The sequence below is a fragment of the Candidatus Hinthialibacter antarcticus genome (assembly GCA_030765645.1).
In the GTDB taxonomy this organism is placed as follows: domain Bacteria; phylum Hinthialibacterota; class Hinthialibacteria; order Hinthialibacterales; family Hinthialibacteraceae; genus Hinthialibacter; species Hinthialibacter antarcticus.
Genome location: JAVCCE010000059.1, coordinates 1 through 25,637 on the forward strand (window position 1 = coordinate 1; position 25,637 = coordinate 25,637).

18 protein-coding genes and 1 tRNA gene are annotated in these 25,637 nt (G+C 51.4%); 11 read left to right on the forward strand and 8 right to left on the reverse strand.

The genetic code is table 11. The annotated features are described in order from the left end of the window. Positions 1–307 precede the first annotated feature (307 nt). Both P9L94_14030 and P9L94_14035 read left to right on the forward strand, forming a co-directional pair. A complete protein-coding gene (locus P9L94_14030) occupies positions 308–661 on the forward strand; it encodes a helix-turn-helix transcriptional regulator (GenBank protein MDP8245199.1) in 354 nt (117 codons plus the stop codon). 104 nt (positions 662–765) lie between these two features. Further along, on the forward strand, positions 766–2,679 hold the full coding sequence (locus tag P9L94_14035; protein ID MDP8245200.1) for a hypothetical protein: 1,914 nt from the start codon (positions 766–768) through the stop codon (positions 2,677–2,679). A gap of 77 nt (positions 2,680–2,756) precedes the next feature. On the opposite strand, the gene P9L94_14040 is transcribed toward P9L94_14035, so the two are convergent. Then, the gene (locus P9L94_14040; GenBank protein ID MDP8245201.1) at positions 2,757–3,686 is read right to left on the reverse strand and encodes a sugar-binding protein; all 930 of its coding nucleotides are present in this window, start codon (positions 3,684–3,686) and stop codon (positions 2,757–2,759) included. Positions 3,687–3,974: 288 nt separating this feature from the next. On the opposite strand from P9L94_14040, the gene P9L94_14045 reads away from it, so the two are divergent. Both P9L94_14045 and P9L94_14050 read left to right on the forward strand, forming a co-directional pair. Continuing rightward, positions 3,975–4,256, forward strand: coding sequence for a hypothetical protein (locus P9L94_14045; GenBank protein MDP8245202.1), 282 nt, complete (start codon positions 3,975–3,977; stop codon positions 4,254–4,256). Between the two features lie 19 nt (positions 4,257–4,275). Continuing rightward, a complete protein-coding gene (locus tag P9L94_14050) occupies positions 4,276–4,533 on the forward strand; it encodes a hypothetical protein (protein ID MDP8245203.1) in 258 nt (85 codons plus the stop codon). Between the two features lie 23 nt (positions 4,534–4,556). Here the strand turns inward: P9L94_14050 and P9L94_14055 are convergent, their stop codons facing one another. The 4 genes from P9L94_14055 to P9L94_14070 all read right to left on the reverse strand — a co-directional run bounded on the left by P9L94_14055 (position 4,557) and on the right by P9L94_14070 (position 9,854). After that, a complete protein-coding gene (locus P9L94_14055) occupies positions 4,557–5,450 on the reverse strand; it encodes a CPBP family intramembrane metalloprotease (GenBank protein MDP8245204.1) in 894 nt (297 codons plus the stop codon). A gap of 61 nt (positions 5,451–5,511) precedes the next feature. Then, positions 5,512–7,410 carry a PDZ domain-containing protein gene (locus P9L94_14060; GenBank protein MDP8245205.1) on the reverse strand — a complete coding sequence of 633 codons (1,899 nt, stop codon included), beginning with the start codon at positions 7,408–7,410 and terminating at the stop codon, positions 5,512–5,514. A gap of 169 nt (positions 7,411–7,579) precedes the next feature. Next, positions 7,580–8,410 (reverse strand): sigma-70 family RNA polymerase sigma factor, encoded by an 831-nt coding sequence (locus tag P9L94_14065; protein MDP8245206.1) that lies wholly within the window; start codon positions 8,408–8,410, stop codon positions 7,580–7,582. A 292-nt stretch (positions 8,411–8,702) separates the two neighbouring features. Continuing rightward, positions 8,703–9,854 (reverse strand): glycosyltransferase family 4 protein, encoded by a 1,152-nt coding sequence (locus P9L94_14070; GenBank protein ID MDP8245207.1) that lies wholly within the window; start codon positions 9,852–9,854, stop codon positions 8,703–8,705. Between the two features lie 214 nt (positions 9,855–10,068). Between P9L94_14070 and P9L94_14075 the strand changes: the two genes are divergently transcribed. From P9L94_14075 to P9L94_14105, 7 genes are all read left to right on the forward strand, one after another. Further along, positions 10,069–12,960, forward strand: a complete 2,892-nt coding sequence (locus P9L94_14075) for a dockerin type I domain-containing protein (protein MDP8245208.1) — start codon at positions 10,069–10,071, stop codon at positions 12,958–12,960. Positions 12,961–13,040: 80 nt separating this feature from the next. Beyond that, positions 13,041–14,159 (forward strand): hypothetical protein, encoded by a 1,119-nt coding sequence (locus tag P9L94_14080; GenBank protein MDP8245209.1) that lies wholly within the window; start codon positions 13,041–13,043, stop codon positions 14,157–14,159. Between the two features lie 144 nt (positions 14,160–14,303). Beyond that, complete coding sequence (locus P9L94_14085; protein MDP8245210.1) at positions 14,304–15,014, forward strand: LON peptidase substrate-binding domain-containing protein; 711 nt, start codon at positions 14,304–14,306, stop codon at positions 15,012–15,014. Between the two features lie 42 nt (positions 15,015–15,056). Beyond that, a complete protein-coding gene (locus tag P9L94_14090; protein MDP8245211.1) occupies positions 15,057–16,268 on the forward strand; it encodes an ABC transporter ATP-binding protein in 1,212 nt (403 codons plus the stop codon). A 43-nt stretch (positions 16,269–16,311) separates the two neighbouring features. Further along, entirely contained in the window at positions 16,312–18,951 is a 2,640-nt protein-coding gene (locus P9L94_14095) for a methyltransferase domain-containing protein (GenBank protein ID MDP8245212.1), read from the forward strand. Continuing rightward, positions 18,948–20,759, forward strand: a complete 1,812-nt coding sequence (locus tag P9L94_14100) for a glycosyltransferase (protein MDP8245213.1) — start codon at positions 18,948–18,950, stop codon at positions 20,757–20,759. The genes P9L94_14095 and P9L94_14100 overlap by 4 nt, the downstream gene beginning before the upstream one ends. Positions 20,760–20,809: 50 nt before the next feature. Continuing rightward, a tRNA-Leu gene (locus P9L94_14105) sits at positions 20,810–20,891 on the forward strand. A 47-nt stretch (positions 20,892–20,938) separates the two neighbouring features. On the opposite strand, the gene P9L94_14110 is transcribed toward P9L94_14105, so the two are convergent. From P9L94_14110 to trpE, 3 genes are all read right to left on the reverse strand, one after another. Beyond that, entirely contained in the window at positions 20,939–23,047 is a 2,109-nt protein-coding gene (locus tag P9L94_14110) for a PAS domain S-box protein (protein ID MDP8245214.1), read from the reverse strand. 273 nt (positions 23,048–23,320) lie between these two features. Continuing rightward, on the reverse strand, positions 23,321–23,887 hold the full coding sequence (locus P9L94_14115) for an aminodeoxychorismate/anthranilate synthase component II (GenBank protein MDP8245215.1): 567 nt from the start codon (positions 23,885–23,887) through the stop codon (positions 23,321–23,323). 2 nt (positions 23,888–23,889) lie between these two features. Then, complete coding sequence (gene trpE, locus P9L94_14120) at positions 23,890–25,374, reverse strand: anthranilate synthase component I (protein ID MDP8245216.1); 1,485 nt, start codon at positions 25,372–25,374, stop codon at positions 23,890–23,892. Between the last annotated feature and the right edge of the window lie 263 nt (positions 25,375–25,637).

A 25,637-nucleotide genomic window follows, 5' to 3' on the forward strand; every position in this document is an offset into this window, starting at 1 on the left:
GGCGGCGCAGGATGGACACTTTCTCTTCCGGGGAGTAATGATTGCGGCTCTTCTTCATGAGAGATTCCTCCGTTTGACTACACTAACTCAAACGTGGAATAATTCCATTTCCGACTGAAGCGGAACAAGGCGCGGAGGCAAGGCTTTTAGCCCCTCTTTTTAAGGGGGGTGGCGCTGAAAGCGCCGGGGGGATCTAAATCAAGCCTATTTATAGATACAGTTAGATGTGGCATTTTTTTAAATAATTCAAGAAATAATTGACAGAATACTATTCTTAGAATAGCATTGATGATGGAGGGACAAAATCATGGACTTCAAATCATCTCTCACCAAAGGAACCGTACCGATTCTGCTGCTGGAAATCCTCAGTGAAGGCGAGGCCTACGGCTATGAACTCTGTAAGGATATCGCTAGTCGCAGCGACGGCGCCTTGAAATTCGGACAGGGAACCGTCTACCCGCTGTTGTATAAACTCGAAGAAAAAGGCTGGGTGGTCAGCGAGCGAAAATCCACCCCCGGCGGCAAGGAGCGGCGCTATTACAAGTTGACCGACGCGGGCGCCAAACACCTGGAACGCTGCAAGAAAACCTGGTTCGAAACCAGCGCCGCCATCGGACGCATCTTAGGCGCCAACCCCATCGCGCAAACCTGTTTTGGCTGAACGAGCGGGCCAGCGCGCCCGTAGGGCTCAGCGATAGAAACCGAAGGCAGGGACATAATCTGAACCGGTCTCTAGGTGTCACTGTAAAAAAAGGATTTTTCATCATGTCGAAAAAATCGCCGCAAGAACGCTACGCCGATATCGTCACGCGCGGGTTGTGGATTCTGCCGCGCCGCCGCCGCAACGCCCGCCGCGAAGTGCTCGACCATTTAGAAGACGCCGCCGAAGCCAAGGGCATTGAGCAATGGTCCGACGAATCGCTGCGCAAAGAACTCGGCCCGCCGAAAAAATTACGCAAACTGTTCATCAATGGCGGCCTGCCCTGGTGGGCGCGCATCGCCAAACTAGGCGTCTATTTTTTCGCGCTCATTTTGATGGTCTTGGTCGGGTTGGATGTATGGATACTCTGGTTCTATCCAGTGCCGAATATATGGATCACGAAAGTACAAGACGACCCAAACTACATGGCGCAGTTTGAGAACACCTTCATGCCCACGCCTCCCGGCATCAAATGGCAGCAGCCTGGCGATGAACAATCAGAGAAAGCCATTCAAACCATTCTCGATGCACATGAATTAATTAAGCAGCATCATCAAATCATCAATGAAGCAGAGTCAGACTTTTTAGAGCAAACCCGAAAACGCGCCGCTAGCGAGGGGATCTATGGAACCACATTTCAAGCCAAGACTCGCGCGTATTGGGATGAGTTCATGCAAGAATTTTTTATGAACCAACCCGGCGCTGCTTCCAGCCCAATGATGATGGGAATGGGCATGACGCGGCAGTATGATATCGCTGAAGGCGAAAAACTGTGGCTGCATCAGTATGCCAAACAACAGGGGGCGCCGTTTGTTACTCCGCCGCTGGTGAAAGATAATTTTCAAAAGGCCCTTTCATTGTGGAACTCCGTCGATCAATTCGACCGTATGCACTTCAAACGCCCTACGGTTGAGCCGGAAGACATCGCCTATTTAAAAGAGATGTATGAGCAAGCGCGAGCCGGACAGTTAGGAAAAGATAACCAGCCCACTCACCCGTCCCCCGGGCGATGGACTGGCGCCGCGGTGAGTCATGTGATGACTCAAGCGCGATTTGGGCGAGAAGTGGAGTCATATAAAGATATTGTTCAAATCACCAAAGATTTATTTGTGACGGCTGATTTAAACATTCCATACAACAGTGTTAGTAATACGCTTGCTGACCTTGGCCCCGACTGGGCGCGTCCGGCTAGCGAGACCATTTACGTCGCAACGCCTGACCGCATAAACGCTGGCCAGGCGCCCAAGTTGATTCAGTCACACGCGCGTTGGACGCGCCTGTATACTGACGCCGTTTATCCCCAACCAGAGCCACTGCTTGGCTGGTTAATTGTCATCGCGCAGATGGAAAGGATAGACAGCATGTTGCAAGGCTGGATTCAAACGGTGGACGACCTGCCGGGTTATCAATCCGCGCTCGAAGAAACCATAGCAATCGACTACGCCAAGATCGACGGCGACTGGCCGGGCTTGGACGAAGTGATTAGAGAAAGTGCGTATTCCAGTCATCAAATGCGGTTCAAAGACGGGCTGGCGATGTTTTTGTCAGGCTTTTCAATTTTTAAATTTCAATGTTCTGCCATGCAACTGCTTCACTCAAAGGAGTCGTTTGGCTACACGAGATATAAATGTTTAAAGCGTCTGCGTGAATTTCAAGTGCATACCATGATGAATGCCATTGCGATGCCGAATTTTGAAAACGCGAAAGTCCGCACGCAAGTCGCCCGCGCCAAACAAGCGATTGCCCAAGGCGCGTTGGATTTAACGAAATGGATCGAAGCAGGCTCGCCCATTGATGAATGGTCGCCGCCGCAGATTGACGACCCATTTCAAGATGACGATTTGTGGATTGAAATCGCGCCGGATGCGGTCGAGTTTCGCAGCGCCGGGCCGGACAAACTGTTCGGCGATCCGCTCTATAACCCCAGCAATGGCATCACCAGCGTCGGCGACATTGTGTGGAATATCCCACGAAATTAACCCAGGATAAAAAGTTGTAGGGGCACAGCGAACTGCTGCGCCCCTACGTATATTCATTACGGATCGATTTATTCGCGTTAATTAAATATCATCCAGGATTGAACGCCCGTTGGTTCCGCAAACGTAGCGGTTGTCCAGTTCAAGTCGTTATCTCCATCGCCAACCCACATCGCCTGGGCTTGAAATCCGCCCGCCGGGAGATCGGTGTCAATCATCAAATGGGTCAAACTAATCGTGCTTCCTTGCAGCGGGTCGGGAAGCATCGGAGTCCAGCCCAATTGATTCATGACTTGATCATCGACGTCGTCTGGGATGGGATCAGGATCGCTGTAGTATTTGCTTCTCTCAATCGAAGCCCAGGGGATTTTCGCTTCGATGGTATATTTGCCCTCTTCAACAACCACAACGACTTCCCAGTCTTCGTTGACTTCGCCCCGAACGACGGTTCCGTCTTCGAGTGTTTTGTCGCTGTTATCAGAACGGCTGCCGGTCCGGGTTCCAACAGACCAGCGGCGGGTTGTATCGACGCTTTGGTCTTCCGTCGCGCCAATCGCAATGATTGTTTCGCCTGGCAGCCACATGTTTCCTGATTCAAAATTTTCTAAAAAATCAGGATACAGAATCACGTCTTGTTCAGAATTATTGGTAAAATCAATAAACCACTGAACGCCGTCCCGTACCCACCAGGAAAATGCCGTGGTTTCATTGACGTGCGAGATCACATCGTCGGTGACTTCGGCTGCGCAATACAACGCTTCTTCGTTATACATCGTCGAGAAGGTGCAGACCGCGTTGGGATCGTTCCAGTTGGTTCCGAATGAATCAACAACGCTGTCTTTGTCATACGTAATCCACTCGGCGTTGCTCCAGTCGCTCAAGTCGCCGTTAATCGCGGGGCCGCTGGTGTAGTTGATCGAATGCGTGGGGGCGTCGGGGTTTTGCGCCCATCCATTCATTCCAATCAGCACCATTGAAAATATAAATATGCTCCTTGCTGCATTGGTCATTACTGTCCTCCCTTTGGTAAGAAAAATAGAGTATCACACAGTTGGTATTTCAATCTGTTGATGGAATGAATATTCATTATAGACGAAGAACTAATTCTAAGCGTGTTTATGAGAATAAAAAAAAGGTGATTAATCTTTTCGGATGTGCGGTAGATTTTTGATTGCGTTTTTTTGACGCTCAGGATGAAAAACTGTTTTGCATTGAGGATAAAAACATGAAAGAATCAATCGTCCTCTATCGTAATTATCATAGAGAACGTCCGCGAATCACGGTATCACGGGGGGGGCATGATGGAACTGTTTTTCCTTTTGTTGTTCATCGGCGTCGGCGGATATGTCAGTTTCTATATAAAAGGCTGGGCGGTCCTCTTTTATTTTTTCTTAATCGCGTTTTGCATTAAACAAATGTGGATGCTGCCCAAAGACTTACGCCAGTTACGCTTGCTTGCAAATGATGATGTGAATCCTCACCGTTATCGTCTCGAAAAAAACGCTTTCATCATTCATTGGCTGGTTACGGTTGCCGTGTTTGTTTATATTGTATGCTGGCCGTTTTTTGGGATTTTTTAGTCTTAGGGAGAGTGACAGAATGGGGCGTATTCTACTCATTATTCAAGTTGCTATTGCGCTTTTTGTCGTGGGGTGGTTTCTGAAATTGCTGAACAAAATGCCTGGAGAAATCTATCAACTGCGAGAACTGCGGGAAGAAAAGCCCGACCTGTTTTGGGCCGAGTGTCTGTCTTATTGTTTCACGTGGGCTATATGCTTAATCTTGATGGCCGTTTTTGTTGTACCTTTTGCTATGCAAATCGTTGGCGGTTGGTCAAAAATTATTGAACTGTTTTGATTGATTAAAACAAAATGAGTGGATTATTTTCTCGCCTTAACCTCTTTTGTTACCCACCCCTTTTGAATCAACCAGTGCGTAATCGGGAAGATGATAAACATCCCAAAAAATGGAATCACGCCGTCGAACATGCGGTTGCCGCCGATGTAATAGGTATCAATAATATGCGTACGCGAGAACCATTCGCTGAGCGCCGCCGCCGCCCACACCCAGCCGCCGTGCAGCCCGGCGCTATACCACAGCGTCCCGCTTTTTTGTACGGCGAAACACAAGATCATGCCCACAACGAAGAGCGAAACCGCGTCAGGAAACAGCGTAAACCCGGTCAGCATGTTGTAGGTCATTTGCCCGCAGAGATAAAAGCCCATCCACCAGACGTTGGGGTCGGCAATGGCGCCGCTGGAGTGGCTCTCTAAAAAATGCAGCGAAGAAAAAATAATGCTGCATCCAATCGCGGCTTTCCACCAGCCGTAATGGGCGCGCAGCGAAAAGAAGATCAGCCCGCGAAAAATGTATTCTTCCAGGCCTGACACCACCGCGCCGCGCAGCAGCCCGACCAGCAGCGCTTTCGTTAAGTCGTAATCGCTTTGCGGCGTCCACGCGCCAAAGGCGACGTACGCAACCGTCAGCGTGAGCAGAAAGCCCCAGGCGATTGCTGCGCCGAAGAGGATATTGCGAAAGCATCCCGCATGAATGACGTACCCTACCTTGGCGGGATGCTGAAACCCAATCCAACGACCGGCGCCGATCAGCGACAAAATAACAGAGATCATCCAGATGCGGCGAAACACGCGGTCGGGACCGTAATGCCATCCCCATTGTTGAACCATGGTGAACACAAACGGAAACAACGCGCACGCCAGCATCGACGAAGCGAATATTAAAAATAGAATGCGGGCGACAATTCGATAGTTCATATAGATTCAGAGGGTGGCAAGGGCAAGTCCGCCGCAGCGGACAGCCCTTGATGTATTTGTTTTATTTTGATGACAAGTCTCGCCTTGGTTTCAAGATGTCTTCAAGCAAATCCGGCTTGTCTTCATTGCGGACGATGTCAATATATTTCGGGCCGTCTGCGTAGGGAACCACAACCGTCTTTAGATCGTCGCCTTTGAACAACATGAATTCAATTTCGCGGTTCACCGGGCTTTCAGCGATTGCGTCTTTGAAACGGGCCGTACTATATTTCTTGCCGTTGACGCTGATGATCTGGTCGCCTTCCGCTAACTTGGCTTGATCAATCAGGCCGCCTGGGATAATCGTTTGTATGGTCCCGTTGCCGCTGATGCGCGCGCCGATTGAAGTCAGCGAATCGTCTTTGTCAAAGTCCGTCGGCTTAGGCGAATATTCAAGCCGATAGCCAACACGGCTCAACATATCCAACGGAAGGTCTTCACGATAGCTACGGACGCGGTCGTCGATGAGCGATTGCCAGTCGTATTTATGTAGACCGTTTAAGAGGGTAACCAGTTCGCTTTCAGTGAAAGGCATCAGCGGCTTCCTGGCGTCATAGCGTCCCAAAAAACGCTGGTTGAAATCATCCAGCGTAACTTTGCCGTCGGTCTCTTTCCGCAGAATGGCGTCGATCTCAAACCAAAGCAACGCGCCTTCAAAGTAATAGTCCTGCGGGCGGCGCAGCTGCGTCCAATGATTACTGCGGGCGCGTCGCACGTACGACGACGCTGCGGTGTCTTGCAGGTTCATGAACTTGCGGCCCTTTTGCCGCATGAGGCTGGTCAAGGTTCGCCCAATGCCCATCCAACCGTCGCGCAGCGCGCCTTCAAACGAAGTGCGTTTTTCGGTAGCGAACAGCCCCGACCGCGCCGCCAACACAACGCCAAGGTATTGGTCCAGCCCTTCATACACCCACAATAATTTTGTGTCTTTGGGGGTGTTGTAGTCATCGCCAGCCATCCCGGCGGGGCGGTGGTATTTTCCACACCAGCGGTGGCCGAACTCATGCGCCAGCAATTGGCCGGTTTTGGTTAGTTGCTCGTCGTCTTCGAGTCCATTCTCACTGACGGCGTTGAGTGACGAGCGGGTGTGTTCAAGGCCGATAAACGGCATGTTGTTGCTAAGCACCAGCAGAAAGTGATAGTCGTAATCATGCTTGCCGCCCGTCAGCAGCGCGGCTTCTTCGACCAGGTCTCTCAATTTTTGAATGGTCTTCTCGTCAACGTCGAGCACCCGCTTTGATTCAGAAGCGATGTGAATGAAGTGCTTCGAACGGCCTTCCGGCGTGATGTCATATTTGCGTACGTGCTCACCGCAGATGACCGGGCTGTCCATCACTTCCTGCAGCGTCGTCCGTTCGAATTCGATGCTTGAACCGGTTTCTTTTTTGGATTGCAGCGACGACCCCCATGACCAGCCTTCCGGCAATTGCAGCGTAAGGTCAATCTCTAAATCAAAGATCGACGCGCCCACCGGATAGAGCAGGCAAGTGTTCCAGCAGATGATTCCTAAGTGTGGGTTGCCGTACGAATCAACGCCAGTAGAGCCAGTGGTCGATTGGTTGCAGATGTAGGTTGTCTTGACGGTGACGCTGCGAACCCCGGACGGAACTTCAGCCTGAATATGATAGATATCTTCCGGGTGACGAAACCAGGCGATGCTTTCGCCGTCGGGCGTTATCACTTCGATGCCCGCGACGTTTTGGATCGGGTTATTCGGCCCGTGTACGCCTTCGATCCATTGCGGATAATACGCGTCGAGCATCCCCGATTTCACCGGGAGAGTAATCTCAGCCGTCAATAAGCCGCGCGGCAGATCGGTCGCGTCGACGTGCGCTTTGATGGCGGCGGCGTTTGACGGTTGCACAGAAAGGGCGAGGCAAAAAATAACGGGTAACAAAGGGAACACAAACCAACGGTTCATGGCGTTTTCCTCAGGGGGTGATTTTTGTTAGAAAGAAAAGCATAGCAGGTGATGTTCATCGTAGCGATGGTCAACGCGTTTGAATAGCGATTGGGCAAAAAAAAATGCCGGAGCGAAGGGCCCCGGCGGAGATCGAGTCTTTTGCTTAGAAAAGCAAAGGAGATTTTGTTTAGTTAGCGAACAACATTTCCATGCGGGCGCGAATGCGCGGGCGGCGCAGTTTGTCCATCGCTTGTTCTTCGATGCGGCGCACACCTTCTGCGCTCAAGCCCATTTGCTGGCCGACTTTGCGCAGGCTCATTTTTTTGCCGTTTCCCTTTAAATTAAAGCGGTGAGTTAACACGTCGCGTTCGCGATCAGTCAGCAGGTTCATCGCTTCGTTTAAGCGGTTCTCGGCCTCGCGTCCCCACAAGGTTTCGCGGGGATCGGGGTGGTCTTCGTCAATCAAGACCCGCTCAAGGCCCGGGTGTTCATCGTCACGCGCATGTAAGGTTTGAAACGACGGCGCATAATCGGCGATTTGTTCGACCTTTTTGAGATCAACGTCTAATTGCTTGGCAATTTCTTCGTCGTAGGGTTTGCGTCCGTTGGATGTGAGAAAGACCTGTTCGAAGGCGCGGACTTTGCGCAGCATTTCTAACTTGTTAATCGGCAGATTGACCGGACGCGACTTTTGTTCGAGGGCGCGTTGCATGTACAGGCGGATCCACCAGGATGCGTAGGTAATCAGGCGGCATTCTCTGGACACGTCGAATTTTTCGACGGCGTCAATCAGCCCCAGAATGCCTTCTTGCACCAGGTCAGCCAAGCCGAGGCCTTGTTGTCTGAAGCGCATCGCCACTTTCACCACAAAGCGAATATTGGATTCAATCAGTCGGCGCCGCGCGGTTTCATCGCCCGTCTTTTTATAGAGGCGAATCATTTTTCGCTCTTCTTGTGGGCTTAACGGTTCGGTTGGGCAATCGCTGTTCATAAAACGCTTTATCGTATCGTAATCCATGATATCCACTCAACTTTCATCCCAGTGTGATCAACCTCACCTGCCTTTCCCTAGTACAAGGTTTGTGCCAGCCTGTCCAAAAATCATCTGAGATCATTAAATAACGGGTGGAAATATAGCTAAGATAAACAATTTGTGTTAGTTATATTTCTGAATACAGAAACAATAACGAATAATTCAATCGAATGTGTTGGGCTGAATGTAATAAGTTGTCATGGGGAAGCGTTGTCAGTGAGCAGGATACTTCACAGATGCGAAGAATCGCTCACAGTAATGGTGTGCAGGATTCTGCTCAGGTGAGGGCGGTTTGGTAGGCTTTTTCTAACTGGTCCGTATGGGATTTCCAATTATATATTGATACCGCCCGTTCCCGGGCAGCGCTTTGCATGGCGGTTCGCATCGGTTCGTCTTGCAGAATGACGCGGGCTTGTTGCGCCATCGCTTTTGCGTCGCCGCAGGGGACGCAACGCCCCGCCTCGCCGATCATCACCGGCGCTTCGCCGATATCCGACGCGACAACCGGGATGCCCATCGCCAAATATTCGGCGATTTTCAACGGAGACTTGGCTTTGGTCACGTCATTCGACTCGAACGGGGCTAAGGCGAGGTCGGCGCAAGACAGATATCGCGGCACCTCGTCTCCTGGAATGTAATCCGTAAATATGATTTTTTCTTCCACGCTCAAGTCCCTTGCATGTTGTTTGATGGAGTCTAACTTGCGGCCTCCGCCCAAAATTAGTAATACTGCATTTGGAAAGTCGCCAACAAGATGCGATAACGCTTCTACGGCTTGTTCTGCGTAACTCGCGACCTCGAGTTGGCCGTGATAAACCAGAGTTGGAAACGAAAGGCTGAACTGCTGAACGATTTCGTCGTCTGTTTCGCGCGGACAAAACTGCTCGAGATCAGCGCCTACAGGCGCGTCCCATATCCGGTTTGGGTCAGCGCCCCATTGCAGCGCGTGGTCGTAGAGGTGCTTGCTCGCTGTGGTGACGGTGTCCGCAAGCGAAGGCAGCAGCCTGTCCCAACGATTGGCGATGTATCCCGCCCAGGATGAACGCGCCAGTTCGGTCGCGATGCCCGTCTCCCAATCGTCATAGTCATAATGCAGCGGGACGCCCCAATGGCGGGCGAGTTGAATGGCGGGAATCGAAGCGTCCGGGTAGGATTTCCACAGGTGGACGATGTCTGGTTTCGGCGAAATCGACTTTAATTTAGTAATATTGGACGGTAGGTCAATGATACGCCGGGGGATTTGAATGATTTCAACATCTTTGAGTTGGCCCTTCGCAACGCTGGGCAGCTCGCTTTGCCGCTGGGTGTGGACAAAATCAGCCAATATGACTTCGTGTCCGCGCCGGGCTAACTCTTGCGCCTGACAAATCACGCGTCGGGCGCAAGAAACCGAAGATAAATCAAAGCGTTGAAGAATTAATATTTTCATTGCGGGTGGGGGAAATAATACGGCGATTATGTTATGTTGTGTATAATTTGTTGATAACTTAAAACAACAATACTAGAAAATTGTTAAAAAAGTAAGATAACCAGTTGAAAATGCTTGCCATTTTCGCTATTGTAGAGTGATTCTGTGTGTGAGTGGGCTTTGTGACCTATAAACAGACAACAACGAATTTGAAAGAGAGTGCTCGGAGGCGCCCATGCGGTTGACACGCTATTTCTCCCTATTCGCGATATTATTGGCGGCCTGCGTACAGTTTACGTTCGCAGCAGGCGTAATTACTTTAACGCCTCAGTCCAATCAAGGCAGCGCTGACGCGCCCGTTGCGTTTGACGTCTTCCTACAGTCAGAAGACGCATTGAGCGCATATCTGCTGGAATTTCAGTTTGATGGCGTAAGCGTTGGTTCTGCGCAATTTGCCTATGCTGATGCTTGGGCCTCAACTCCCGCGCCGGTTGATCCGGTTGTGGGCGATTTTGTTGATGGCCAATTGGTCGTTCAATCGTCATTGATTGGCGCCAACGCCGGCCTCAGTTTTGCTGACGCGACCCAAATCGGTACGCTGACCGTTGTCCCTGGCGGCGAAGGCACCTTGAACGCTGCCGTCTCATTCGGCAACGTCTTTTCCCAAGGCCTGCTGCAGCCGGAAGGCAGCCTGCTTACCTTGGGCGATCCCGTTTCAGTTGATATCGGCGGCGATATAACCGTTCTCGGTGACGCAAACGGTAATGGCAGCCTGGATATTATCGATGCGTTGTTAATTCGCCAATTTTTGGCGCAATTACGAGATAGCGTTCCGCAGCCTGAATTAGCCGACATCAACGGCAACGGCGGCATTGATATTATCGACGCGCTGTTCATCCAACAGATTTTGGCTGGTTTGCGTGCAGACCCAAATACTCAACCTGCCGCTATGATTGCTGCGTATGTTCCTTATCAAACATCAGCCATGGCAAGTTTGGCGTCAACCCAACCACTGGTTAATACATCTTTAATTGGCGACGCCAATGGAGATGGCGCTTTGACAAAGGCAGACGCCGAACTAATTCGCGCATACTTGGCAGGCGCGAATGTAAAACTCGTTAACCCAACGTATGCTGATATCAACTTAAATGGCACAATCGATATCGCCGACGCCCTGTATATTTCACAAATCGTGAATGGTTTACGCGCTGATCCGAACGACCCAGATTCAATCTTTGATCTTGGCTTGAAAGATGACTGGTTTGTTCGACCATTGCAGGTTCCAGACAACACTCTGACTATCGTGTTTGATGCAGGCTCGTTTGACGTTGGTCAGCAAGCGGTTGGACGCGTCACTGCAAACGTAGGCGCATCATTGCTGGCTGCCTATGACTTAGTTTTAACCTATGACCAGACGCTTTTAAACGCTGTTAGTGCGGCTGGCGGCGCTGCAACCGATTTTGGAAACCCAACAGCAAACCTAACTACCGCTGGTCAGATTCTGATGAACGGCCTAAATATCAACGGTCAGGGTGGAGAAGTTGAATTCGCCCTTATTACCTTTGACGTGTTAGCGACTTCTTCTCCTACAACCCCGGTTGATATTTCAATTACTTCATTCGTTGACAACAACTTTAACAACATTGATGTAAATGTTGCATCCGGTATAGTGAATTTGCAGCAGGTGGTAGTTGAACCGACCGCAGTGCCGGAAACGCCGACCGCGACTCCGGTTCCACCGACGAACACGCCGGTTCCAGCAACCAATACTCCAGTTCCTCCGACGAACACGCCAGTTCCTCCAACGGCGACTCCTGAGACTGGCGGCGAGACGCCGACCGCGACTCCTGTTCCGCCAACCAACACGCCAGTTCCGCCAACAGCGACGCCAGAATCAGCGACTGCGACTCCAGTAGCGCCAACCGCGACGCCGGAATCAGCAACTGCAACTCCGGTTCCGCCAACCGCGACGCCGGAATCAGCAACTGCGACTCCAGTCGCGCCGACGGCGACGCCGGAAACAGCGACAGCGACTCCTGTTCCACCGACGAACACGCCTGTTGCGCCGACTGCGACGCCGGAATCAGCGACAGCGACTCCGGTTCCGCCAACTGCGACGCCTGAAACCGCGACGGCAACTCCGGTTCCAGCAACGCCGACTCCTGAGACGGCGACCCCGACTCCAGTTCCGGCGACTGCAACCCCGCAACCGACTCCCGAGCCGGAAGCGACTGCAACCCCGACCGTAATTCCGACGCCGATTGACATCACCATCGCGGCGAACGAAGGCTTGTTGCTCTTATCGCATGACGGCGTTGTGTTGAGCCGCGGCTTTGAGTCAGGCAACGAAGTTGAAGTTGAAAATATCCCATCGCAACCGATTGACCTTGAGTTGATTGGCGCATCCACCTTGTTGTCAATTAATGTTGACGGCGTGATTGCTCCAGCTGAATTGGTGATTGCAGGCGATGGCGAAGGCTCCTTGCTCGAAAGCGGCCAGATTGTTGATCTCGAACCCATCGTCACAGGCGCTGGCGTCGAAGGTTACTTAATCTTAGATCGCCTGGGCAATGTTCGCGCTTATGGTACTGCCGCCTTCCAGGGCGATACCGAATTCGTCCGCACCATTCGCTTCGGCGGTTTGCTGATTGAACAAGCCATCAGTAATGCGGTCGATCTTGAATTGGTGGTTGATCCTGCCAATCCGTCTTCCAACCTGGGTTACTACATTCTCAGCAAAGAAGGCGCGTTGGAAAACTTCGGCGCCGTGCCGGAACTGCCTTCGCTCGATTCAACGGCGTTTGGCTATACGGTTGCCTTTGACCTGCTGGTTAGCGGCGGCTCCGTGAACGGTTACCGCGTCTTGACTGAATTCGGTCAAGTCATCGAATGGACGGAAGCGGGCGGGTTTGTCCCGGTTGCGCCTGAAGTACTGCGCATGTTTGACCGCGAGCCGTTGCCTGTTGACTTCGCTGAAGTCGACGGCGCGTATTACATCTTGAACGAGCGCGGCTTCCTGTTCGGTCCGTCTGCCGTCGTTGCAGATCCCGAATCGTTAGCTGACTTTATTGATAATCCCGGCTTCTTCGATATGGAAGCCGGCGTATTGAACCCGGTCACCGAATAGTGTGACGCGAAACAGGTTATTGAGGCTTAAAAATGAATAGACGAACAACACTAAAACGATCCATGTGGGGGTTACTCAATATGAAACGTAGCTGCGCTACACTTTTGGCACTCGGCCTCGTCTCCACACTGTTTCTTGCGCCGATTACTGCTCAGGCTCAAGATGATTATCTGGCCTTGTACAATCGCTACCTGTTCCATCACATCGGGCTGAATGCGCGCTCGGCTGCGATGGGCGGGGCTTACACCGCGCTGAAGGGCGGCGATATGGGGCTGAGCGGCAACCCGGCGAGTTTGGGTTTCCAGACGGAACGCTATGTGGCGATCGAAGGCGGCTTTGAAGACGTCACCAGCGACTCGTCAATGGCGATCGGCGGTATGTCGGATGTCGCTTTTAACGAAACCGAAATTTGGAACGTCGGCGCAGGTCTCATTTATCCATTTGAATGGGGCGCATTGGCGCTGAACTACAACTTCCGTGATGACGATTTCGAGACCGATGATTACTTCTTGCTCGGAACTCGCTACCAGCAAGAGGGCGACCTCGAACGCCACAGCGTATCGTTAGGCGGCGGTTACGCCATTAACGAATGCTTCACAATTGGTTACCGCTATAGTTACCTCGACTGGGACCGCGATACGTCACTCATTGACGTCGGCGCGTTTGTTCCTGCGACAGTGGCGACCATTAACGAAGAGTTTCAGGGCCATCGCAACCAGTTTGGTATGCAATATGAATATGGCGAAAACTGGCGCTTTGGTTTCGACGGTATGTATGGAATCGGCGATCGCGATATCGACGGTTTGGGTGAAGCCGACGCCGACTCGTGGCATGTCCGCGGCGGTGTTGCGTATGACTTTGCCGAATATGCGCCGGTTATCGTGACCGTAGACCTGAACTTTGAAAACCGCGAACTCGACGGCGCTGGCCAAGACCTCGAAGACGACTTGTTTGGCGTTCACTTTGGCGCTGAATATGAAGTCTACGAGAACCTGTTCTTGCGCGCTGGTTATCAGTGGGAAGACATCGACTATCAAGACGCTGTCAACGCCATTGATGAAGAAGTTGATTTAAGCGGCTTCTCGGGTGGTCTGGGTTATGAGTGGAACCAAGTTTCGCTTGACTATGGCGTGATGTACATCGACACGGGCGGAGAAGGCGACTTGATGCACGTGTTCGGCGTTGGTTACCGCTTCTAAGTTTTCTGAATTGATCCATCTAAACGGCCCGCAATCGCGGGCCGTTTTTCGTTTCACTAAAACACGTTCTTCCTCAAATTTCACTTCCTAGATTGCGCTCAGCAACTATAATTTTAGTTAAGATTATGTGAGGCGTTTTAATTGATGAATTTAAAATTTAATCTTTCAGAATTTTCGGGGCAGGCGCCCGTTTTCCCGCTCCCGCATGTTATACAGTTTCCTCAAACCATGCTGCCGCTTCATATTTTTGAAGAACGCTATCAGGCAATGCTGGAGGCTGCGCTTGACGGTGAAAAAATGATTGCAATGGGCGTGTTAAAACCCGGTTGGGAAGAAAATTACAGCGGCAACCCCGATATTTATGCGACTGTTTGCCTCGGAACCATCATACAGCATGAGCCGTATGAAGACGGTCGCAGCAATATCATTCTTTATGGACTCAGCCGCGCGCGCATTCAGAAAATTATTACGCCCCGCCCATTTCGAACCGCAAAAATACAATTGCTTGAAGATCAATATGATGGTCTCAATGTCGCGGCGATTGAGGCGTTGCAAAAACGCATCCTCGAATTGTACGGCGAGTATGTGATTGAGTTTGCCGACAACGGGGTTAAGTATCCTACTTTATCTGACGGCGAGTTTACGCTTGGCGCGTTAGCGGATGCGGTTTCCGCCGTGTTAGGGCTTTCGCCGGAAGACATGGTGTATTTACTGGAAGAGTTGCGCGTCGAAATGAGAGCGCAGTATCTCATTCGCCGCTTACAAGAGAAAATGAAAACCCATTTTTCTCCTCCGTATAAACCGCTCGCTACTGACCACATCCTTCCCAATTTCAAACAAATCCACTTAAATTAACCGCTGCACAAATAATTGTCCGTTTGTTTTCCTGAGTTCAATATGATTGAAGTGGTAAATGCCGGAAAGCAGTATCGTTTGTACGACCGTCCCGTTTACCGGGCGATTGAAGCCGTTGGGCTGCGGCGGAAATTGCACCGTGAATTCTGGGCGCTGCGCAATGTCTATCTTTCCATCGACCAAGGCGCATGTTTTGGCGTCGTGGGCCGCAACGGCGCGGGGAAATCCACGCTGCTCAAACTCATTTCAGGAATCACCAAAGCGACTGAAGGCTCCGTGACGGTTCACGGTTCCGTCTCTTCGATTCTTGAATTGGGCGCCGGGTTTCATCACGGGTTCACCGGGCGAGATAACGTATTTCTCAATTGCGCGTTACAGGGTTATACGCGCCAGGAGGCCGAGCGCCTTCTACCTCAAATTGTCGAATTCGCCGAATTAGGCGATTTTATTGACCAACAGGTACGTACCTATTCAACGGGCATGGTTTTGCGCTTAGCGTTTGCGGTGGCCACCAGCGTAAATCCCGATATCTTGATAATTGATGAAGCGTTGGCGGTTGGCGATGAGCGTTTTCGCGCGAAGTGTATGCAGCGCATTCAGGAATTTAAATCAAACGGCAAGACGATTTTGTTTGTCTCGCATGACCTCGCAACCGTTCGTCACCTTTGTTCGCACGTTGCGCTTTTGAATGAAGGCCAACTGGTCGCGACTGGACGCCCCGAAGAAGTGCTCGATCAATATTTGGAACTCGCGCACAAAGACCAGGTGCGCGAAACCGATGCGCCCCGGGGCGCGTTTGGGCGGCCGCGTTGGGGTTCGGGTGAAATTCAGTTTGAAACGGTTGCTGTTTCATCTGTGGACGGCGTAGCGGGTTCCGTCTTTGATACGAACCGGGCGTTCAGCGTCCAAATGGATTACGTGGTTAAAACGCCGATTGAAGACGCGGTGTTTGGCTGCCAGTTTTATCGCTCTGATGGTACCTACTTAAACGGTTCCAATCACTTTTGGCATGACCAGCCGCAGTCGTTCTCGTTTCAGCAGGCGGGCGAGCAGGGGTCGGTAATTTGCCAGATACCCTGTTTGCCGTTGCTGCCGGGTGATTACTACCTCTCGGTTTGCTGCTATAGTCTACGCGACGGCGTCCCTCAGGCGATTGACCATTGGGAGCGCGCCCATGAATTCACCATCAGCGAGCGCGTTTCCGATCAACACGGCGTGATCGCATTTGAGACAAATTGGACGCTCAATCGTTGATAGTTGTGAGAATATTTTACGCAAAGCGCTGACAAAAAATATAATGGCTAAAACGAAGGCTCGAAAACCAAACCAACCGACCCAACCCACGCATCCCTTAGACCGTCTGTATAACAAGGGATATTTTCATGGCGAAACCAGCGGCTACGGCAAAGAAGGCTACGCCGAAGAACGCCCCGACCGTTCCGCGTTAATTCAAGCCGTCAAACAATACGTTCGCGATTCGGCGCGATGGCTGGATGTCGGGTGCGCGTATGGATTTCAGATCGAAGAAGCCGCCAAGGCGGGGTTCGACGCGTGCGGCGTTGACATTAGTTCGTATGCGTTAGGGCAGTATAAAAACGGCGCGAAAAGCGCCGCGCAAGCGGTGGCGGAACAGTTGCCGTATGTGAACGGGTCGGTTGATGTGGTTTCGGCGTTTGATTTGGTCGAACACCTCCATGACCCGGCAGCGTTTATTGATGAGGCCGAACGGGTGTTGTCCACCAGCGGTGTTTTGTTGATCGCGACGCCCGATCCCATTTATTTTAAACGGCCTGAACCGACGCATGTGTTTGAGCGGCCTCCATCATTTTGGGCGCATGAACTGGTGCGGCGCGGCTTCACCCTGGCGGTGAGGTTTGGCGCGAAACCCTATGAAGTAGAAATCGCCGCCGTCAAAACGCCGACCGAACATTGGGCGGCGTTCAAACGGGAATTTGAATCACAGACCTTCCCGGCTGCTTCGCTGCTTGAATCAAACGGCGTCCATGCAGCAGTGCGAAATGCCTCCAGCGAGAGCCTTTGGCATGACGGCGACCGGTTGTATGCGCTCAACGCCGACGCCGCGCCTGTTCGTTTGCGGGTTGAATTTGAGTCAGACGAAGAACGCCATTTTGACGTATTCTTCGGCGACTTAAAGTTGCGCTATGCGGGTTGCAGACAAACAAGCCCTTCCCGCGTTCATACGTGGCATTCCGTTTCGTTTTCGCCTGGAGGGCGCGAGCTCTCGCTGGTGAACGGCGGCGACGGCATTGCGGGAACCTGGCGGCTGATTGCGGAACCCATCGCCCGCGAAGACTACACCCTCGAACTCGCCTTCGACCATTATCAACGCTACCGTTTCGTTTCACAAATTCTTCCTCATATCGCGCCGGACGCAAAACGAATTCTTGACGTCGGCGGCGCGTTGGGGCGCTTGCCGTTGTTTTTCCCTGATGCGGAAATCGAAGTAATTGATTGTTCGTGGGAAGACGCGCCCTGGGCGCGCATCTATGACGGCTCTCGTTTGCCCTATGACGACGCTTCGTTTGACGCGGTGGTGTCGATTGACACGCTTGAGCATGTCCCGCCGCAACAACGGGAACCGTTTCTACAAGAAGTGGCGCGGGTGTCTCGCGATGCGGTTTTGATCTGCGGGCCGTTCCATGATCCTGACGTGATCCAGGCGGAAGCCGCGCTGCGCGACTTCGCCGAGACGCAATTGGAACTCAATGACCGCTTTCTGCATGAACACGCCGAGTATGAATTGCCTCCGGTTTCTCTGGTCAGCGAAGAGTTGACTGATCTGGGGTATTCAGTGATGGGATTGCCCAACGGGTATTTGCCGCGTTGGCTGGCGATGCAATGCGCGGAGTTTATTCTCGGCAAGTCGCCCGAGTCGGCTGGCGCGAAGGCCCGCGTCAATAAACTCTATAACGCGAACTATTATGATTTCGATAATTGCACCCCGGCCTATCGCATTGCCGTCATCGCCACCCGCGAGCCGCTGCCGGATGATGCGAAACGCTCGTTGTCTTCCTTGATTTCCCGGGGCGGTTCAAACGACGGCGGGATGTGGAACATCGCCAACCTGGCGGCGTCGATTGGACAGTTCCGCTTAGTCCATGAGCAAGAGTCTCACTTGCGCCAGCGCAGCATGCAACAAGACCAACTTCTTAAACATATTCAGAATCTAGAAGAGTCGCTGCATCGTTCGCAAACCCGCAACGAGAATTTACATGAGCATACAGAAAACCTCGACCAGCTGCTGAAAGAACTGCATACGCACATGCGTCAACAAGACGCGAGCGTAAAAGCGTTAATTGCCCAACAAGATGTGAGCGCTAAAGCACTAATCACACAGCAAGACGCGAGCGCTAAAGCACTAATTGCCCGACAAGACGCCGGACATATTAGCCATATCAAGAATTTGGAACACGCAAAAAACGAAACCGTAAAACACGCGGAAAACCTTGAGCAGCACGCGAAAAACGTCGAGCAACACGCGAAATATACCGAGCAACTTTTGGCGGACCAACAAAAGCACGCTTCAAACCTGCAAGCCATGTTGCAAAACATGGAGGGGCTTGTTCAGCAAAAGGGCGAAGAAACCACCGAGCGGGATGCGTACATTCAGTCATTGCGCGAGCGCGTAATTCAACTGGCCAGCAAGTCGCTTTCGATTGCCGCGAGCGATGCGAGTTCGAGCCGGTCGGAGATCGAGATTGCGCTAACCAGTTTGATCTCGATTGTTTCAGAACTCGGCGGTGACAACGGCGGCTTATCGGACGCGCTGAACTCGCTGCTGCATCAAGTGGGCGGCGCCTTAGAAGAACGAGACAACTTGCGCGAGCGTCTCGAAAGTTATCAGCGGTCGCGTCGCTATCGCTTTTTACGTCGTCTCGGTTTGGCGCCGAAGTTGGAGGACAGTCCGGCTGAATGAGAGTCCTTCAAGTCATCCATGATTTTTTGCCAAACCATCAAGCCGGCTCTGAATTATATTGTTACCACTTGAGCAAAGCATTGCAGCGCCGGGGCCATGATGTCTCTCTGTTTTATAGTGAGATTGACCATGAACGCGCTGCATTTTCGACGCGGCGCGGCGAGTTTGACGGCCTGCCTTTCGTCGAAATTGTTAACAACCATTCCTATCAGTCATTTCAGGAAACCTATCTCAATCCAGTCGTTGAACGCGCGTTTGGCGACTATTTAGATGAATGGGCGCCCGACGTGGTACATTTTCATCACCTGCATTCGTTATCGTATGGTTGCATTGACGCGTGCTATCAGCGCCGCTTGCCGATAGTGTTTACGCTGCATGACTATTGGCTGACCTGTCCGCGCGGCGGCGGGCAGCGCTTTCGCGGCGAAGGCATGGTCTGCCATGAGGTCGATCCGTCTTTGTGCGCGCAGTGCGTATCTCGTTATGCGTATTCGCTGAGCGGCGCGTCCCGCTGGATCAAGCGCATTCTGAACCGGCTCGATCATCCTAGCGATCCGACCTTGTTGCCGAAGATGCAGCGCGGCAAGATCAATGCGCAACAAAAGAACTTTGTCGCTCCAGGAACGCTGACCGTCGGCGATCAGGCGCGCGAGGCGCTGTTCGCGCACCCGCCCGCCTCTATCGCGATTCGCTGCAAGACGCCGTTTGCGTCGCAACTGTTGTTTTCGATTGCGATGGACCCGAGCACCTACGATCAAAGCGGCGCCGGAGTGTTGTTTCGCATTCGTAAAAACGGCGAGACGATTTTTGAGCGCTCGCTTCACGCAAAAATAAATTCGGATGATCGCGGTTGGCATGATGAGTCGCTTCTGCTTGAGGCGTCCGCAAAATCCTACACGCTGACTTTCGAGACAGAGGCCCATTCCAGCGACAGTAATGAATTTTGCGCGGCGGCGTGGGGCGAGCCGCGATTGGTTTCAACCCAACCGCAGCAATACGCGCCTAGTTTGACTGCGCAATTTCGGGCGTGGGGTGAATCGGTCTTAGGGCGAATGCAAGGCGCCCGCTTGCGTTCACAGGTAGAGGCGCGGCGCAGCAAGACGCTGGCTCTGTTTGAACAGATTGATTTGTTTGTCGCTCCTTCGCCGTTTTTGCGAAAAACATTTATTGATTATGGAATGCCGGAAGAGAAGATCGTGTTTTCTGATTACGGTATTGCCGATCTTGGATACCAGCCAGCGGCGACGCCGCCTCAGCGCCCCATTCGCTTTACCTATGTTGGCACCTTGGTCGAACATAAGGGCGTCCATGTGCTGATCGAGGCCTTCAATCGCTTGCCGCGCGACGGAGCCATTTTGAATGTGTTTGGCTCGATGGATGAATTCACCGGCTACGTGAAGCGCATCCAAAATTTAATCGCTCACCCCGGCGTTCGCTTGCGGGGCAGGGCGGAGAACAAAGACGTTCCTGGAATCCTCTCGGAAACAGATGCGCTCATTGTCCCCTCAATCTGGTTTGAGAATTCACCAATCACCATCCATGAAGCGTTTTTGGCGCGCGTCCCGGTGATTACCTCTAACTTTGGCGGCATGGCTGACTTGGTGCAGGACGGAAAAAATGGATTGCTGTTTGACGTCGGCGACGTTGAAGCGCTGTCTGCCTGTTTGCAGCGTTGCGTGGATGATCCGCAACTGCTCGAACGATTGAAACCAAACCCTGCGTCCGTCAAAACGCTTGACGACGACGGGAAATGGATGGAAGAACAATATCAGATTATCCAGCGAAGGAAAGAAGAAACTCCCGCGTAATCCCTTGGCGTTTTGTGGAGAGAGTGAATACAATACTCGACGGTGCTCATGCGAGGATGGCGGAATTGGTAGACGCGCTAGATTTAGGATCTAGTGGCCTAGGCCGTGAGGGTTCGAGTCCCTTTCCTCGTATTTTCCCGCTTCATATAAAAATTTGGCAATCAGTATAATTGTTCTCTTTAACGTGAATCGAGCCGCTCGCGTACTGCCTTGTTTAATTGCAACGGCGTGAACGGTTTTTGTAAGAGATGAACGCCTTCGTTAACCGTCCCGTTATGGACCACGGCGTTTGCGGTATAGCCGGAAATAAACAATACCGGCAAATCCGGTTGTTTCAGCAAAAGCGCGTCGGCTAACTCTCTCCCGCTCATATAGGGCAAGACTACATCGCTTAATAATAAATCGATCCGAATCTCAGACGTCTGAAATGCCTCAATCGCTTCATCCGATTGGCGGGCGGCAATGACGTTGTATCCATTTTCTTTTAAAGTTTCAAAAATGAATTCGCACGCGGCGGAGTCATCTTCGACCAGTAAAATCGTTTCGCATCCGCGTTTTATTTCAGGGATTGTTGATGCTGCCTGAGTCGGCTCTGCAATGTGGTTGGAGCGTTTGAAATAGAGTTTAAATATGGTCCCTTTTTCTAATTCACTATAGACTGAAATATGGCCGTGGTTTTGTTTGACGACGCCATACACGGTTGAGAGACCCAGCCCGGTGCCTTTTTCAGGATTCTTTGTGGTGAAAAACGGTTCAAAAATATGGGGAAGCGATTGGCTGTCAATGCCGGAACCGGTGTCGCTGATTGACAAGAGAATGTAGGCGCCTGGTTCAATGTTGAATTTCCGTTTCGCATACGATTCATCCAGTACGATGTTCGTGGTTTCAATCGTGATCGCTCCGCCTTTCGGCATGGCGTCTCGCGCATTCAAGGTCAAATTTAAGACGATTTGCTCCATTTGGCTTGGATCAAATGTGATTAAACCCAGGTCAGGTTCCAAATATAAATGTAGCAAAACTGTTTCACCCCAAAAACGCTTGAGCATTTTTTCACTTTGCTGCAATAGTTCATTTAAGTTGAATTCTTTTGGTTGAATCATTTCTTTGCGGCTGAATGCGAGCAGCTGCCGGGTGACGGCCGCCGCTTGTTCGCCGGCATGGATGATCTGGTCTAAATCAGATTGTATGGGATGGTCTTTATCGAGGCGCTCTTTGGCGAGTTCGCCATAGCCGGTCACGACCAGCATTAGATTGTTAAAGTCGTGGGCAACGCCGCCGGCAAGTTGCCCGATGGCTTCCAACTTTTGCGCTTGAAGCAGTTGTCCTTCCAGTTCGGTTTCGCGGGTGGCGTCGCGCATGACGGCGACAAAACTCACCATCGCATGATTGTCGTCAAAGACGGGAGAAACAGTCAAATCGCAAGGGAATGTTTTTCCATCTTTGCGTTTGCTAAAAATCCGGTCTTTCCACATTTGGCCGTTTCGCAATGTGTTCCAGATATTCTCGTGAAATTCATCGCTGTGTTTGTCGCTATAGAGAATATGGGGCGTTTGACCGAGGGCTTCGTTTTTTGAATATCCGGTCGTGGTTTCAAAGGCTTCATTTACATATTGAATTTCGCCGTCGGTGTTTGTGATTAGCACGCTTTCGGCTGCGTGTTCAATCGCTTTGACCAGCATAGCGTTTTGTTGCAGAGCGCTTTTGAATTCGGAAATATCAAGCGCCGTGAATACCATGCCATCTGAGAGATTGGCTGGATTCAGTGCGGATGAACTGAGCAGCAAATCGAAGATGCTTCCATCTTTTCGTTTCCATTGCGTTTCAACGGTCCCGATGCCGTGATTCTCTACTTGGGGGTGTTTAATCGCTCCAACGCGAATGTATTCCTCTTCGCTTGGGTATAGAAAACGAGCATTGTGATTGTGTAGCTCGCTTTTTGAATACCCAAGCATTTCTGACAGGCGCTCATTGCTCCAATTGATAACCCGGTTGTTGACGGAACCGATGCCAACCGGGGCGGCGCGCACCACGCTTTTCAACATGGCTTGGCTTTCTTCTAAGTCTTGAACGGTCTTTCGAAAGCGTTGAGAAATGGAGAAAAAAGATTCTGAAATCAAGACAAGGCAAATTGAAACGATAATTAGTGTTTCCGTCGATCGCCAAAAATTGCTTGATTGGTAATAAAAGATGATCAGGCAGAGCACAATGCTGATTGCTAAACCTATCAAATAGTAGCGTTTTTTGAATTGTTGAGAGGCTGTAAGTACCGGAAGAATGGTGAAGAACATACAATCGCCAAGGATTATATCTAGAAAGAAGTAGCAAGCGCAACCTAATAGAAAAGCGCTTGAGATAGATATAAGCATAGCGCGTAGCACTGATGAAGAAGTCATAGAAGAAAACCATCTGATGTTGAATATGCTTTGATGTTTGTTTTTATGCCAGTGTGCGTATTTTTTGCGACTTTTTGTGTTTTCAATAATTATAGTATACTTGGATGCGGGTGTAAAAGAAATATGTCTATTATGCAGAATTTCTTGCTAAATGTTATATATTATGTTCTATAACATCTCAAGAAAATTGGCTAACAGGCGTTTGCCTTCGACCGTCAATATTGATTCCGGGTGGAATTGAACGCCAAAGATGGGCAGCGTTTTATGACGCAGCCCCATAATTTCGCCCTGGTCGGTTTCTGCGGTGATTTCTAAACAATCGGGGAAGGTTTCGCGCTCGACCAGTAGGGAATGGTATCGGGTGGCTACGAATGGATTGTCGAGGCCTTCGAGGATGCCCTGGCGTTTGTGATAAATCAGCGAGGTTTTGCCGTGCATAATGCGGTCAGCGCGTTTAACGACGCCGCCAAAATATTGCCCGACGGCTTGATGGCCTAAGCAGACGCCAAAAATGGGTTTGGTTTGATGAAAGCGCTCAATCACCGCAAGTGAGATGCCCGCGTCATCCGGCGTACAGGGGCCGGGCGAGATGAGGATGCCTTTGGGGTCTTTCGCGGCGATTTCATCCGGCGTGATTTCGTCGTTGCGAAACACTTCCATCTCGGCGCCGAGTTCGCCCAGATATTGCACCAGATTATACGTAAACGAATCGTAGTTATCGAGAACGAGCAGCATAATTATTCCTTCGAACTTTCCGCCAGTTCAATCGCCCGCAGCATCGCCCGGCTTTTATTCATACACTCTTTATATTCTAACTCCGGTTCCGAATCCGCCACGATGCCCGCTCCGGCTTGCACGTAGGCGGTGGCGCCGACGGTGACGATGGTGCGCAGGGTGATACAGAAATCCATGTCGCCGGAGAGGCCGAAGTAGCCCAGTGCGCCCGCGTAAGGCCCGCGTTTTGTGGTTTCGAGTTCTTCGATGATTTGCATGGCGCGAACTTTCGGCGCGCCAGTGACGGTACCCGCAGGGAAGACCGCCCGCATCACATCGAAACCGTTGCAGCCGTCTTGCATGACGCCTTCGACATTGGATACTAAGTGCATGACGTGCGAGTAGCGCTCGACGTACATTAAGTCGGTCACTTCGACCGTGTGGAATTTGCAGACTCTGCCGATGTCATTGCGGCCCAAATCCACCAGCATAATATGTTCGGCTTGTTCTTTGGGATCGTTGATGAGTTCTTTTTCAAAGAACAGGTCTTCTTCGGGCGTTTTGCCGCGCCGCCGCGTCCCGGCGATGGGGCGGTAGGTGACGCGCTCGTCTTCGAGTTTGACCAAAATTTCCGGCGACCCGCCGACCAGACACATGTCATCGCAACGGAAGAAAAATGTATACGGCGACGGGTTCACGCGGCGTAGTGCGCGGTAAAGGTCAAGCGGAGTCGATTTAAAATCCATCTGGTTGCGGATGCCGATGACCACCTGGCAGACGTCGCCTGCGCGGATATATTCTTTGGCTTGTTCTACTGACTGTTTGAACGCGTCCGGCTCGACGTTTGAGCGAAAGACGGGGTTGTCGTCGCGTCCGGCGCCGAAACTGGTTTGCGGAAGCGGCGCTTTTAATTTTTCGACGACTTCGTCAATTCGCTTGACCGCTTCATCGTAGGCGGCTTGAACGTCGCCGTCGATGTAGGCGTTGCTGATGACGCGAATGGTGCGGTCAAAGTGGTCGAATGCAATCACGGTGTCGGCGAAAAAGAAAACCGAATCCGGGGTCGCCATCGCGTCTTCATTATTGAAATCCAGTTTTTCAAAAAACTGGATCATTTCATAGCCAAGAAAACCCACCAGACCGCCGTAAAACGGCGGCATATTTTCGACGGGCGCGGGTTGAAAGCGTTTGGTGAATTGTTCGAGATGGTGTAAGGGGTCTTCGCCGCGTTTCACCGTGTGGGTGGTTTCGTTTCCATCATGGTATTCCGTCAGCGTGTCGCCGCGACTGATGAAACGGTGCGACGGGCTAAAGCCAATAAATGAAAACCGGCCCAGTTTTTCGCCATGTTCCACGCTTTCAAGCATGAAGGCATGGGGATCGTTATGCGCCAGTTTCATAAATGCGGTAACGGGTGTTTCGAGGTCGGCCATGATGACCCGGCTCACCGGGATGCTGTTTCCCTGTTGTGAGAGGGCGTTGAATTGGTCAAACGTGGGCTGGTGCATAACAGTTAAATACCTAAATTTGTGCGATTTCACATTGTAGGCGCCGTAAATGCGCTTGCCAAGCCTCTAAACAAGCAAGCAACGATGATCGCAGTGTTTTTTTTTGGTTCTTCCGAAAACTGAGTAGTTTTTTATAAATGGAATTGAAATTTCGCTGCATGCTGCATGGGTACAACTCTGCTCGCTTCAGTGCGGGCTTTCAGGCCCTTTTGCACAGGCGCTTCCAGAGTTGCACCCATGCCGGAATACGTTTTTGTAATCAA